The organism is Mucilaginibacter gynuensis, assembly GCF_039541195.1.
GTDB classification, from domain to species: Bacteria; Bacteroidota; Bacteroidia; order Sphingobacteriales; family Sphingobacteriaceae; genus Mucilaginibacter; species Mucilaginibacter gynuensis.
The window spans coordinates 14524-27338 of record NZ_BAABFT010000021.1 but is presented as its reverse complement, the minus strand read 5'-3'; the positions used below and the strand labels follow the sequence as shown (position 1 = coordinate 27338).

General features: G+C 42.5%; 22 protein-coding genes and 1 tRNA gene. 21 read left to right on the top strand and 2 right to left on the bottom strand.

The genetic code is table 11. The features are described 5' to 3' along the window. Positions 1-35 precede the first annotated feature (35 nt). From ABD894_RS25000 to ABD894_RS24905, 20 genes are all read left to right on the top strand, one after another. A complete protein-coding gene (locus ABD894_RS25000) occupies positions 36-851 on the top strand; it encodes a hypothetical protein (RefSeq protein WP_345213827.1) in 816 nt (271 codons plus the stop codon). Continuing rightward, a complete protein-coding gene (locus ABD894_RS24995; protein WP_345213826.1) occupies positions 848-1687 on the top strand; it encodes a hypothetical protein in 840 nt (279 codons plus the stop codon). Before ABD894_RS25000 ends, ABD894_RS24995 begins: the two co-directional genes overlap by 4 nt. Positions 1688-1854: 167 nt before the next feature. After that, positions 1855-2082 (top strand): hypothetical protein, encoded by a 228-nt coding sequence (locus ABD894_RS24990; RefSeq protein WP_345213825.1) that lies wholly within the window; start codon positions 1855-1857, stop codon positions 2080-2082. Then, positions 2079-2366, top strand: a complete 288-nt coding sequence (locus tag ABD894_RS24985) for an HU family DNA-binding protein (protein ID WP_345213824.1) — start codon at positions 2079-2081, stop codon at positions 2364-2366. Before ABD894_RS24990 ends, ABD894_RS24985 begins: the two co-directional genes overlap by 4 nt. Positions 2367-2514: 148 nt before the next feature. Beyond that, a complete protein-coding gene (locus ABD894_RS24980) occupies positions 2515-2766 on the top strand; it encodes a hypothetical protein (RefSeq protein WP_345213823.1) in 252 nt (83 codons plus the stop codon). Next, entirely contained in the window at positions 2763-3173 is a 411-nt protein-coding gene (locus ABD894_RS24975) for an ASCH domain-containing protein (protein WP_345213822.1), read from the top strand. The genes ABD894_RS24980 and ABD894_RS24975 overlap by 4 nt, the downstream gene beginning before the upstream one ends. Before the next feature lie 11 nt (positions 3174-3184). Then, complete coding sequence (locus ABD894_RS24970; RefSeq protein WP_345213821.1) at positions 3185-3643, top strand: hypothetical protein; 459 nt, start codon at positions 3185-3187, stop codon at positions 3641-3643. Between the two features lie 84 nt (positions 3644-3727). Further along, complete coding sequence (locus ABD894_RS24965) at positions 3728-4060, top strand: hypothetical protein (RefSeq protein WP_345213820.1); 333 nt, start codon at positions 3728-3730, stop codon at positions 4058-4060. A gap of 59 nt (positions 4061-4119) precedes the next feature. Beyond that, the gene (locus ABD894_RS24960; RefSeq protein WP_345213819.1) at positions 4120-4695 is read left to right on the top strand and encodes a hypothetical protein; all 576 of its coding nucleotides are present in this window, start codon (positions 4120-4122) and stop codon (positions 4693-4695) included. A gap of 21 nt (positions 4696-4716) precedes the next feature. Then, a complete protein-coding gene (locus tag ABD894_RS24955) occupies positions 4717-5250 on the top strand; it encodes a hypothetical protein (RefSeq protein WP_345213818.1) in 534 nt (177 codons plus the stop codon). 11 nt (positions 5251-5261) lie between these two features. Beyond that, a complete protein-coding gene (locus ABD894_RS24950; RefSeq protein ID WP_345213817.1) occupies positions 5262-5642 on the top strand; it encodes a hypothetical protein in 381 nt (126 codons plus the stop codon). A 133-nt stretch (positions 5643-5775) separates the two neighbouring features. After that, the gene (locus tag ABD894_RS24945; protein WP_345213816.1) at positions 5776-6285 is read left to right on the top strand and encodes a ParB N-terminal domain-containing protein; all 510 of its coding nucleotides are present in this window, start codon (positions 5776-5778) and stop codon (positions 6283-6285) included. 3 nt (positions 6286-6288) lie between these two features. After that, positions 6289-7050, top strand: a complete 762-nt coding sequence (locus ABD894_RS24940; protein WP_345213815.1) for a hypothetical protein — start codon at positions 6289-6291, stop codon at positions 7048-7050. Between the two features lie 52 nt (positions 7051-7102). Further along, positions 7103-7504, top strand: a complete 402-nt coding sequence (locus ABD894_RS24935) for a hypothetical protein (RefSeq protein ID WP_345213814.1) — start codon at positions 7103-7105, stop codon at positions 7502-7504. After that, positions 7501-8964 (top strand): phage terminase large subunit, encoded by a 1464-nt coding sequence (gene terL / locus ABD894_RS24930; RefSeq protein ID WP_345213813.1) that lies wholly within the window; start codon positions 7501-7503, stop codon positions 8962-8964. The genes ABD894_RS24935 and terL overlap by 4 nt, the downstream gene beginning before the upstream one ends. 10 nt (positions 8965-8974) lie before the next feature. Then, entirely contained in the window at positions 8975-10396 is a 1422-nt protein-coding gene (locus ABD894_RS24925; protein ID WP_345213812.1) for a phage portal protein, read from the top strand. 61 nt (positions 10397-10457) lie between these two features. Continuing rightward, a tRNA-Met gene (locus tag ABD894_RS24920) sits at positions 10458-10530 on the top strand. Positions 10531-10775: 245 nt separating this feature from the next. Then, entirely contained in the window at positions 10776-11006 is a 231-nt protein-coding gene (locus tag ABD894_RS24915; protein ID WP_345213811.1) for a hypothetical protein, read from the top strand. Position 11007: 1 nt separating this feature from the next. Next, a complete protein-coding gene (locus tag ABD894_RS24910) occupies positions 11008-11199 on the top strand; it encodes a hypothetical protein (RefSeq protein ID WP_345213810.1) in 192 nt (63 codons plus the stop codon). Further along, a complete protein-coding gene (locus ABD894_RS24905; RefSeq protein WP_345213809.1) occupies positions 11199-11438 on the top strand; it encodes a hypothetical protein in 240 nt (79 codons plus the stop codon). The genes ABD894_RS24910 and ABD894_RS24905 overlap by 1 nt, the downstream gene beginning before the upstream one ends. Positions 11439-11441: 3 nt before the next feature. Here ABD894_RS24905 and ABD894_RS24900 read toward each other — a convergent pair whose 3' ends face one another. Beyond that, a complete protein-coding gene (locus ABD894_RS24900) occupies positions 11442-11915 on the bottom strand; it encodes a hypothetical protein (RefSeq protein ID WP_345213808.1) in 474 nt (157 codons plus the stop codon). 21 nt (positions 11916-11936) lie between these two features. Between ABD894_RS24900 and ABD894_RS24895 the strand changes: the two genes are divergently transcribed. Continuing rightward, on the top strand, positions 11937-12587 hold the full coding sequence (locus ABD894_RS24895; RefSeq protein WP_345213807.1) for a hypothetical protein: 651 nt from the start codon (positions 11937-11939) through the stop codon (positions 12585-12587). On the opposite strand, the gene ABD894_RS24890 is transcribed toward ABD894_RS24895, so the two are convergent. Further along, positions 12584-12814 (bottom strand): hypothetical protein, encoded by a 231-nt coding sequence (locus ABD894_RS24890; protein ID WP_345213806.1) that lies wholly within the window; start codon positions 12812-12814, stop codon positions 12584-12586. The two genes, ABD894_RS24895 and ABD894_RS24890, sit on opposite strands and share 4 nt — an antisense overlap. Between the last annotated feature and the right edge of the window lies 1 nt (position 12815).

The following is a 12815-nucleotide window of genomic DNA, read 5'->3' as shown; positions in this document are numbered from 1 at the left end:
TACTTGTTTTGTATTACCCCTTTTAACCATTTAAGATGGCCAGGATAAGAACTATAAAACCCGAACACTGGGAGGATGAGGAATGGAATAGTGTGTCTTTACAAGCACATTTACTATGGATTGGAATAAAAAATTTTGCTGATGATCGGGGTGTGATACGTGCAAACCCTGTGTTTATTAAAAATAAAGTCTTCCCCACTCGTGAAGACATAAGAACAAATGATGTTAAAGTTTGGCTGAATGAACTTGAAACGAACTCTTTTCTTGTACCCCTGGAATTTGACGGAAAGGGCTACTACGTATTAGACTTTGCAAACGAAAGGATCGATAAACCGCAGCCATCAATTATACCTGATGACGTTCTTAAAAATTTAAAATTCGCTACCGTTCCGGAACATTCCGGAACATTCGAGAACGCTCCTGCTGTAGAGGAGAGTAGAGTAGTAGTAGAGGAAAGGAGTGGAAAGGAGTTTTACACACGCGATGCTGTTTTTGAAAATTCGGTTTTGGTTTTTTTTGGTTTTAACGAAATAGCCAATCCGGATAAAGCAAAAATCTTGTGGGAGTGTTGCCGGGCGCTTTTTAATTCAGGACGATTTGATTTTTTTAAAATTCAATTTAAAAATTATTCCGAGCTGAAATTGATAACCGGTTACAAACACAGCTTTGCAAATTTTTTAGGCAAGCAAAGCGAACGATTTGAGGATGGTGTGTGGAATTCGGAAAACTGGGAACACCGGCTGGCGGAAGAAACCGCACCGAAAAATAAATCAAATGCTAAAGATTCGAATCGCGGCATAACGGCCGTAATTGAAGGGTTTCAAGGCATTCAAAGGAGGCCAAGATCATGACAAACACGCAAATTACAGTTACATCAAATGAGAGCAACCCGCTGCTGAAAGGGAATCTGCTCACAGAAGTTGAGGAGGATATTTTCAATACGGTTAACGCTGCTGTTGCCCGTTGTTATGCCGATACCAATACCGTGGTGCCGGAAAAGTCAAAAAATGATTATTTGATCAATCAACTGACAGATAACATTCTTAACAACTTTCCATCAATCCGCCTGGTTGAAATCCCTATCGCTTTCGCCAATGGTATAAGGGGGATTTATGGCCAGTACTTCGGTTTAAGCGTTGTCAGCTTTGAACAATTCCTTACCGGTTATCTGAACAGCGATCACCGGGCACGACTTGTTGAAGAGCGTAACCGACTCATGATCGAAGAAAGAAAAGAGCCGACCATTGATGAAAAATTCGACATGGGAAAGCAATTATGTGTCGATGCTATCAACCAGGTTAAGCTTTCCCGGCCAGTTGGGCTCCCGGCCTTGACTGTGTTCGAGTTTCTTAACAGGCTTGAATTAATCCATAAAGATTACAAGATCGGCATCATGAAGCAAGCTTTAGAGCTAACTGTCAGGGTAAAAGAGCATGAAATAGTGCTTTGCATGGATTTGCTTAAGCGTAGGAAGCTGAACACTGAGCTGGCATTGCTCAAAGAGAATATCGAAAAGGATATGATCACCAAGCAGCAATATGAGGTAGTACTTAGAACTGCTAAAGAAATAGCGCTCAATAACTTCCTTAATGATTTAGTGCTAAATGAGGAGGAGTTATCGGGATTAATTGAGGCTAAGAGAGGTCGGTATAAGGAGCTTGCCGCGGCTGATCAGCGCGGAAAATAGCCTCTACCCTCGACACAAAATACACATTACAAAAATGACCGATCATCTATTCATACGATTGTCAACGCCTTGCCACTGTGGCGGCACCCTCAACCTGATCAACACGATGGTGATATGCGAGGACTGTGGCCGGTACAACGCGAAGGCATTAATCCTACTCGAAGACCATGAGGACCAAGTGCAAGAAAAAACCATTCCACGATAAGGGCGAGGCAGTAAAGGCGCTTCATGTGATCCTGAATAACAACCGGGATATGTGCCACCTGCCGAATAGAACTTATCAATGCCCACTTTGCCTGCAATGGCATTTAACGAGTAAGGCAATCGATGATGATCAACATGTAGAATACAAATTAACGCTCGACTGGAGCAAACTTTTAATATCAACACAATGACAAAAGCAGAATTAACAAAAGTAGTATCCGACAACACTGGATATGATCTAACAACAGTTAGGGAAATCATTGATGCAACAAATGACACCATCAAGAAAACGATGATCAAAGGCGAGGGCGTGTACATGCGCGGCTTTGGCACCTTCGCTCCTAAAGTCCGAAAACAGAAAGTAGCAAGGAATATTACTGCCGGTACAAAGCTCATATTGCCCGAGCATCGTATTGCAACGTTTAAGCCGGCACCGGAGTTTAAGGAGGGGATGAAGGGGAAACGCACTCGCTAAAAACCAATTTCCCCGATTGGAGAAAAAGCTATGATCAACGACAATAACGCAATTCTACTATTCATCTTCACCGCGCTGGCCTTTTTCGCATTTGGAATGTGGGCCGGCGCCTGGTTGGAGTATTCAATATTTACACATCAATTTTAACATGAAAAACACAACTGAATCAAAAGCTCAACACTTTGTTGTTGACGTAAACTGCTCAATATCGGGGTTTCATCACATCCCTGTATGTGCCGAAGATAGAGAGGCTGCCATCCGCAAGGTTGAGCAGGAATTTGGCTGGCAGGCCGATGTATTGACCGCGAGGCCTGTGCATCCAGAAGGCAGGCTGTTAGCCTGGTTGATTATCTTTTTTGTAATTGCTTTGGCCATAATGATAGGGAGGTTCAACGCATGAAAGCATTAAGCATTAAACAGCCGTGGGCAGAACTAATTGTCGCCGGCATCAAGGACATTGAGAATAGATCTTGGCGCACAAACTTTCGTGGCAGGGTGTATGTGCATGCGTCGCAAAAATATCAGGCAGGTTATGGTTCTCTAACTATTTTCACCAATGAACAGCTTCAAACATTTGACAGCAGCTTAAAGAACGCAATGAAAGATAGATGCTGGCTTACATCCGCGATCATCGGCGAAGTTGATATCATTGATTGCGTCAAAGGCCATCAGTCAATCTGGGCGATCGAGAAAGACGACAAAGGCAAAGAGCAGTGGCATTGGGTACTGGCGAACGCGATTAAATATGATCAGCCAATATTGAATGTCAACGGCGGATTATCATTTTGGGAATATTATTCAAAGTAGTAAATTCGAATATGGAAAACGAGCTGTCAGAACTTAAGAGCAAAGTAATCGGCCAAATGGAGGCGTTTGGCGCATTTGACGTTCCTGAAGGCAGGCATGATAGTATTATTGCTGAATACTACCTGTCTAAAGGGAATAATCCTACCCAGGATCTCCTACCAAAACTTACGTTTATAGCGGCCGATTGGTTCAGCTTTAATGCCTTCCTGGAAACCCAAGACCGGTTAAACATATGGAGAGATGATGCCAAAAGACAAGCCGAATTGGAGCCCAAACGCACAAAGACTGCAATTGACACATTAACCGAGATGGGTTATGAAGTTTCTATCATTTCAAGTTTTGAGATCAACTTTACCCACAAAGGAGAGGTAATAAAATATTACCCTTACTCTGGATGGGCATCCGGCAAAACGATTAAAGACGGCAGAGGCTTTAAGAACTTAATTGAGCAGCTTAAGGCTGAAGATTAAATCGAATAGATTATATTTACCGCGGTGATCGCCTTACATCACCAGAACTGAAAAACAAACCATGCAACGCGGTACGCAAGCCTAATGGCAAGTGTATCCGCGGCCGCAATGGCAATTTCCTTGTGGAGTTTGAAGATGGGGGACCCGGTGTGTTGTGTTGGGGAGGCAATTGCGAAAGTTGCCAAAATCTGCTTAAAGCACTATTTTGCAAGAAAAACAACCATGGCAAAATTTGTAAAATTGATTCGAAAAGACGACACGTTCTTTGTAAACCCTGATACTGTTTCTGCATTCTATAGCAGTGTTGGCAATCCTAATGAAACAATAATCTTCACATTTGAACGTAAAGAATTTTTTGTTGTTCAGCATCCTGCTGAGGAAGTAAGGCAGCTATTTGAGGCAGCAACCTCTTATTAGGCCTTTTTAATAGAAATACCTTGCAGGGGGGCGTTATTAAATCCCCTGCTAACTTAATTATGAAACCAGCACAAGCTAAAGCCATATATCAGGATTGCAAAAAGCGCGGTTATGTCGAAAAGGACAATGTGCTGTATCCTCCCGGCCATCCAGAAATACCTGCCCTCGCTAAACCCGAGGGCAGGTCAGGGACTAAACATGTCAAAACCGGCTGGGTTGATGATACCAGAAACATAGCCAACAAAGAAAAGCAAAAGGATATCTTCATAACTTTAGTTAAGCAGCTGCTCGGCCTTGAAGTATGGCCCGAGTTTTACTTCAGCACGGAGCGCGGATATCGATTTGATTACGCTATTCCAGTATGTAAGGAAAACTTACTAACTGGTGTAAAGTCGTCAAATTCGACCACTTTAATTAACCCGAATTCGGTACAATTAAAAATCGCAATTGAAGTAGAGGGTGGCATCTGGGCCAAGGGTAATAGTGGCCACTCATCCGGTACCGGCATCAAGCGTGACATGGATAAAAGCTCACTCGCGAATGTAAACGGCTGGACCCTGATCAGGCGGGTACCAGATGAGCTTTGCACAATGGAGACAATTGAACTAATAAAAAAAGCCATTTCGCTTGCCTAATTTGTTCCACATAAGGAACGTTTGGAACAGTTGAAAAATTATTCTTACTTTTATTCCGCAATGACGTTCTCATACCCTGTTTTAACACTTAGTATCCTTCACCGTGACTATCCAGATGTTGCCGGTCAGATCGCACAGCAGATCCATTCTGCCTTGCCTGAACAGCGACTTTTGGATTATGGCATGTTGCATCACGTTATTGATCATTTCAAGAGTGTTACTGAAATCGATCAGGTATCCTGGCAACAGCAGAAAGACCGGATAGTTTGTGTACTTAGTAACGATGATCATAGGTTATGTAAAATTACAGAAGTGCGGGAGATGCTGATCGCAGTAGTGATGAAGCTCTATCACCCGGAGCGATTGTTAGGCTATGAAACCAGCCGCGTAAAGCCGGGACTGGTTAAGGCCTTGGCAGATGAAATTTGTTGCAGCCGGAAGTTGTTAAGTAAAAACTTTGTAGCTGCCATCACTCGGTATAAGGCTTATAAGGGGTTTAAAACAGAGGTGGACTGGCTGTATGAGCGAATTAAAAATAGTGGAGAGATTTTATAAATTTGAATACAATGAATGGACTTCCAAGATCAAGAAAGATAAGTTTAGCTGACATTACAGCTGATAATTTGGCATACTTTTGTAAAACGCAGGTTATTGACAAAATCCGAATGGAGCGAATGCGTAAACACTGGAGTCAAAGATTAGCCGATGAAATGGAAGCGAATGTGCGTCATTATTTTGTTGTCCTTGAAGATCGCAGCTATGATGTGATCTCCGGTGTTCTTTTTGAACGAAAACTTGTAGAACTTTTTGCTGATATCGATGAAGATGTTGATGAGTTACTAAAGCAGATGCCAGGTATTGTTGATGACTTAGTGGATGAAAGTTATACTAAGATGACCACTAAAGCCAAGGCATGCATCGATCATTTGATAGCCAAAGTCAGCTAAAAATGGAATAGTATCACTTCGTTTTTATTGTAGTTTACAGCCTGGTACATGCTACCGGCTTCTATTTTTTGATTGCCATTTTAAGGAGATTTTTCAAAAAGGTTATTGACTCCCGTTCTTAAGATTCAAAGTTATGCAGGTAAAATATCGTAACGTTAGCAGCATCAGCTTGCTTGAAGGCAATCCCCGCTCAATAAAAGAGAAGGAATTTAAGTCATTATGCGAATCGATCAAGTCAAATCCGGAGTACTTTGAGGCGCGTCCGGTGATCCTTTCCGATCGTACCGGTAAACTTGTTGCCATTGCCGGAAACATGCGCATGCGGGCTGCTCAACATATCGGCCTGTCAAAGGTACCCACAGTTTTGATGTCGGGCCTTACTGAAGAAAAAGAGCGCGAGATCATCATTCGCGATAACGTGAGTAATGGATCTTGGGATTTTGACATACTGGCCAATGAGTGGGATAAAAACCAGCTGTTTGAATGGGGAGTTGACCTTAAGCTCGAAACAAAGGACGCAGCTAAAAAGTCGGTAGTGCGAATGAGCATTGAGTTCACCTCATTAAAGGATTACGATGAGGCGAAGCTGGAAATACAAAACTTAATCAATGATTATTTCCCGACTGCGAAAATAAGAAAGTAAGTGATGGAAGATTTTAAACCAGATTTTGAGTTCAACTTAGATGAGTTTTCAGGCTTCAATATTGATATTGAGCATGAGTTCGAATCTCGAATTATTAAACCGCCCAAAAGCAATGAGATTGCCGAGCACTTACTGAAATACGATGACGCGGAAAAGCTTGCAAAAGAAATAATCATTGACAGTAAATCCCGATATTTTGTTGTTATAAACGGGAGCTTTATTTTCGGTGATTTTATAGAGGCGCTTATTGTGGTAAACAACTTCCACGTTAAGCAGATGATCATCTCGACTTTGTCAATGTCTGAAAATAACGTTGATAGCTTGGCGAACCTGGTGAATGGTAATTTCGTTGATGAGCTTAACCTGATCGTATCGGACTATTTTTATTCCCACGAACGGTATAATCTGATTGAATATTTATATCAGGAGTTGGATAAGGATGATAAGTTTCAATTAGCAGTAGCCGGCACACATTGTAAGATTTGCATATTTGAAACGCATTGTGATAAAAAGATTTTGATTCATGGATCAGCCAACTTAAGAAGCTCCAGCAATATCGAACAGTTTGTTATCGAGGAGAATGAGTTGCTTTATGATTTTAATTTCGACTATCAGCAATCAATCGTAGAGAAGTTTAAAACTATTAACAAACCAGTAAGGGGGGCAAAATTATGGCAAGCGGTTCAAGCGGATCGGGGCGCGGCAATGGCCGGGCAGGGAAAGGTAAAAAAACAGCAGCGGCTAAAAGATCACCGCGCAGATTAGTAACAATAACAGCAGGCTCTAAACCCGGTGACTTTGGGGCACCATTCTAAAAATGAGTAAACAGAGAGAAAGAACGCTTGTATTAAAAAAAGCAATGATCGCAGCTTTGGAGAAAAGTATGGGCATTGTTACTTCAGCTGCTAAAGCCGTAGGTATTGAGCGTAAAACTCATTATTTATGGCTTGAAAAGGATGCTAAGTACAAGGCAGAGGTTGATGCCATTACCGATGTAGCGTTAGATTTTGCCGAAACTAAGCTCATGGCCAGTATTGCCAGCGGATCTGATACGGCTACTATTTTCTTTCTAAAAACTAAGGGCAAAAAGCGCGGGTACATCGAAAAGGTCCAAACCGATATCACTACGAATGGAGAAAGCCTTAACAAAGGCCTCGCTGCAAAATCAACTGAAGAATTAATCGCCATGGCGAAGGAGCTGGCGGATAAATTAAAATGATAACCGCTGCCAGGCAACGGGAATTGGCGGTTCAACTCATCAATATTCAAACTGAGTTGAACCGTCGTATGGCGAAACACCATATTTACAGCTTTACCAAGTATACCTATCCCACAATTTTCAACAGCACCTGGCTGCATGAATCTTACTATAACATGCTGGAGCGGTTCATCAAAGGTGAGATAAAAAAGCTGATGGTGTTTATGCCGCCGCAGCATGGTAAGTCCGAGGGATCAACACGGCGCACACCGGCAAAGATGCTGGGTGATAACCCTGATAAGAAAATAGCGATCGTAAGCTATAATTCAACGAAAGCGCGGAAGTTCAATCGGGAAATACAACGGATCATTGATAGCCCGGAGTTCAGAGCGATATATCCGGATACCAAACTATCAAATGGCTTTGATGGTTACGCCCGGACGAACGATGAGTTTGAGCTTGTAGGTCATGCCGGCGGACTGCGATCAGTTGGTGTCGGCGGCCCGCTCACCGGTGAGACAGTTGATATCCTGATCATGGATGACCTTTACAAAGATGCCGCTTCAGCTTGGTCACCTACCATACGGGAAAACGTTCAGGACTGGTATGATACGGTTGCAGAAACAAGGTTACACAACGGTTCGCAACAGCTGCTTGTATTCACACGTTGGCACCCTGATGATCTGGCAGGCAAGCTGCTTGCATCTGAAAAGGATGACTGGGTAGTTGTGGCATACCCCGCGATCAAAGTAGGCCCGCCAAACGCTTATGACCCACGGGAGGAAGGCGAAGCCCTATATCCGGAAAAGCACGGTTTGGAGAAGCTGAACAAGATAAAGAATAGGAACAAACATGTTTTTGAATGCTTGTATCAGCAAAATGCAACGTCAAAGGTCGGACGTTTGTATTCGTTATTCAGAACGTATAAAGTACTGCCGGCATCGCAAAAGAAGATTGTCAAAGCGTACGTAGATACAGCTGATACCGGTAAAGATTATCTTTGTTGTATCGTTTATGTGGAAACGGAGTTCGGTATATACATCCTTGATGTTTTATACACGCAAGATCCGATGGAAACCACAGAGCCGCTAACTGCCAATCTATTGACAAAGCACAAAGTGCAGGTAGCGCGGGTTGAAAGTAACAATGGCGGCCGGGGCTTTGCAAGGAATGTTGAGCGAGAGCTTCGGTTGCTGCAAAATATAAAAACCGCAGTAACCTGGTTTACGCAAACGAATAATAAAGATGTAAGGATATTTACTCAATCAGCTGAAGTAACCAACCTGGTACACATGCCGGAAGGCTGGGAAGAGCTTTGGCCACTGTTTCATAAAAGCGTGACTGAATACATGGCCCAGGGTGGCAATGAACATGATGATGCTGAAGATACCCTTACCGGTACCGTTGAATTCTTTGGCAAGGATGAGAACATCTTCGTAATGGAGGAAAACCTTGATAAAAACAAACTTGGATTCTTTTAAATTATAACCAATGGAAGTAGAGAACAAAGTAACGCCCGATGAAGTGTTACAGCAAAACCTTGCAAGCGCACCGGAAGCGCTGCAAACCATCATCAAGCTGATCGCCGCGAATGATATCGATGGTGTGATAAGAAAATTTAAACACCGTAAAGAGAAGGTAGCCAAAGCGCTTAAAGAATATAACATCGACCAGCATGAGGTCATGAAGCGTACAGATAAAGTGCTGGACAGTGGCGAAGTCATCACCCAATGGAAATTGCCTATCGCTTATCAGCCTAAAATTGTACAATCAGGTGTTGCCTTTTTATTCGGCAAGCCGGTTAAGTTCAAGCAGGAAAGTACCGGTACCGACACTGAGTTCGCGAATTTTCTGGCATTACGCAAAAAGATGCGCATGGCTTCATTGGACGCTGCCAATTGCTGGCTGATGAAATCAGAGACAGAGTCGGCAAAGCTGTTTGTAGAATACCGTGATCCAGATCTTACTCCAGAGGAACTTGCTAAGCCGGGAGTAGTTAGCCTGAAGTGCATATTGCTTGCCAAATCAAAGGGCGATACCCTTTACACGCTCTTCGATATCTATGGAGTAATGCGCGCCTTTGGCCGTGGTTATAAAACCAAGAATGAAGATGATAAGGATGTTGAGCACTTTGATATCTACACAGCACAATTTTACTACTTCTGCACAAAAACCAATGGCGTATGGTCGGTTGATTCGAAGGTAAACCCGGTTGGCAAGATTCCGGTGGCGTATTACTGGCAGGAATGGCAAGAATGGTACATTGTGCAGGCTTTGATCGAGCGACGCGAAATGCTCACCTCTAAACGTGCCGATAACAATGACTATTCAGGTGATTCGATATTGGTTCTGGAGGGTGAAGTAAAGAAATTACCGCACAAAGATGGCACCGGCAAGGTTGTGATCATGGAAAAAGGCGGCAAGGCCAGCTATCTGTACCCGCAAATGGTGGTGGATCTGATCAAAGAAGAGCGTGAAGATATCAGGCACCTGATTCATTACCTAACGGATACCCCGGATTTGAGTATGGATAACATGGCCACACTCGGCCAGGATAGCGGCAAAGCTTTGGAGATGCGGTTCTTTGGCGCCGTGCTTAAAGCCATGAGCCAGCATCTTTACTTTGAGGAGATGATCGATCGGGAGGTAAGCATCATGAAAGCCTTCATGGGTAAGGTGATTGATGTGAAGTCTGAGGCTAACCTTAAGAAACTTGAAATGAGTATTGAGTTCGGCAATCCGCTGCCTGATAATATTTCAGATTACATTGATATGCTAAGCACCGCAACAGGCGGTAAACCGGTATTGAGCCAGAAGACCGCGGCTAAATTGAACCCTCTTGTGCAGGACGGTGAGAAAGAGTTCGGGTTAATAAAAGAGGAGGGTATTTCGAGCGATCCAGAAAACATTTAACATTTTTGTTCCATATTTGGAACTAATGGAACAAAGTGTTTATATTTGAATCAAATGGAATCGTGGCGTAGAGAAGTGGCTATCTCGCTGGGCTCATAACCCGGAGTTCGCGGGTTCGAATCCCGCCGCCGCAACAGAAGACCGTCAGTTTAAGCTGTAAGCATTGATGCAAGGCAAAAGGTAGCATGCGCAGGGGCCGGCTACCTTTTTAACACAACAACCCAGCCGCTTAGGGAATCCTTGTCAGTCGGCTACTAAGCATAAAACCAAAGTAGCGGATTCCGGACTTAGAGCGCCGGATAGCGAGTAAGGGCGAAACCTTACACATGATCGTGGATTAACCGGGGAGAATACGCTCCCCGGTTTTTATTGTTTCAATATGAAAACTAAACGACACATGGCAGTGAATATTCAAGGACTGCTAAATGCCTATAAAGGCAAAAAGATTGATGTCATGACTGATGATGATGGAAACTTTGTGAGCGATCAAAAAGCTCGAATTCATTTGCATAACCTGCAAATACAAGGACATAAGTATATGCCTTGTGCGAAATGTGAGGGTTTTGATCCTTTTGAACACGGGTGCCCAGGGCACGTAATTGAAGAATAAGATGAAACTCTACAAACTGATTATCAATGAGGCTGGGATCATGCAAGTAATTAATCAACATGGCGAAGTAGTGCCAGCTCTTAAAGGAACAACCATTGCAAAGTCATTGGACACAAGTAAAGGTTTCTCCGAAGTAACCATTACGTTGCTTTGCAAAAATGAGTCTACCAAAAACTCAACTGAATACAAATAATGAACGTAACACAACTTATAAAAGGCGCGGCCGGTAACGGAGTTATTGGTGAGCGCATGCTGAAGATCGCCGCACAGGTAGATGAAGAACGCGAGAAAACAATCAATCTGCTAAGAGAGCTTGAAAGGCATGTCGGCATGCACCATGGCGAAAAAATCAATGCGCATATCGCAGAAATGACCGGAACTTATTTTAACGAAAGGGATTATCACTATGAGCGACCGGTTGGAGAACAATAACAATTAATTATATCGCCTTTTATTAAAAAACACCCAAAATATGCTAAATAATAAATTGGTAGTATAATATCCAGCCAAGGCATTCGCAACAATCCCTCCAATGATATATAAAATGTTGTCAACCTCTCTATTTAACATTGGGTATAAATGTAACACTTCAGACTTCAACCATAAATACTTAAACAAAGATCCGATAATGAAACAAAGTGCAGCAATTATTCCCCCAGCCGCATCTCGGTTCAATGATTCAAAAATTGAGGGTGTTTTTGTCTCAAAAGTTTTGGCCCAAGTAAACGTAACACTTGATAATCCGATCATGACAACAAACCCAATATTGGAGATTGGAGTACTATCGAACTCCCTGTTTAAAAGCGCTAAACCAAGGAACCTACAAATTGCTATAAGAGACATTATAGTCAACAGGATAATCAGCATAGCAAAAAATGGTCTGAAAAATCTTTTAAATAGTGCCTTCATAACTTTAAAGTTAATAAATATATGACTGAAAAAGATATACAGCAGCTCGTACGTCACCATTTTGGCAATTACGACTATCAGCTATTCAATTCGTTTATGTTTAGCTGGGAGAGCGACTTCTTTGCAATTAGTAAAAGTAAATACGCAGTGGAGGTTGAGATCAAGATCAGCCGCGCCGACTTCAAATGTGATTTTAAACACAAAACGGAAAAACATGAACTACTGAAAAAGCATAACCAGCCACTAACCGTTGAGCGGGGCTATGTTGATCATCTTTTTTGGGGTAAAGACATTGCTCGCTATGTCGATGAAAACGGCAGGATACAATATGCTCGCGGAAGCACCATTCATATAGGACGGCCTGCAGATAAAATACCTAATAAATTTTACTATTGTGTTCCTGAAGGATTAATCACCCCAGCTGAGGTCCCGGCTTATGCAGGTCTGCTTTACGCAGTAAAAGATCAATTTTCCAATAACCTCCGCGAAGTTAAAAAAGCGCCCTTTCTACATAAACAAACTAACGACTTCGCCCGCTCATTGCTCAAAAAATATTATAATAAGCATTTGTACGTCGGTGGAGAGGTGCGGGTGTTCTTAAACGAAATAGAGCATCTGCTCAACGACTACCAAAAAGATCGTAAACGTCAACTGATGAACAAACTACGTTAGTTTATCATCAGTTTTGAACGGATTGGGAGCCGTTGATAAATCACATTTTGAACCCAAAATGGATTATATACCCATAGCTTGGAACCATGATCACTGGCTTTATAAAATTTCAGCTCAAAGTATAGCCCGTTATAAATAAACTGATGATAAATACAATCATATGCATAAGTATCCACAGATGGTAAGCCTTCAGCAATACGCTCTATAAAGTCAACAGGTATGTTCATG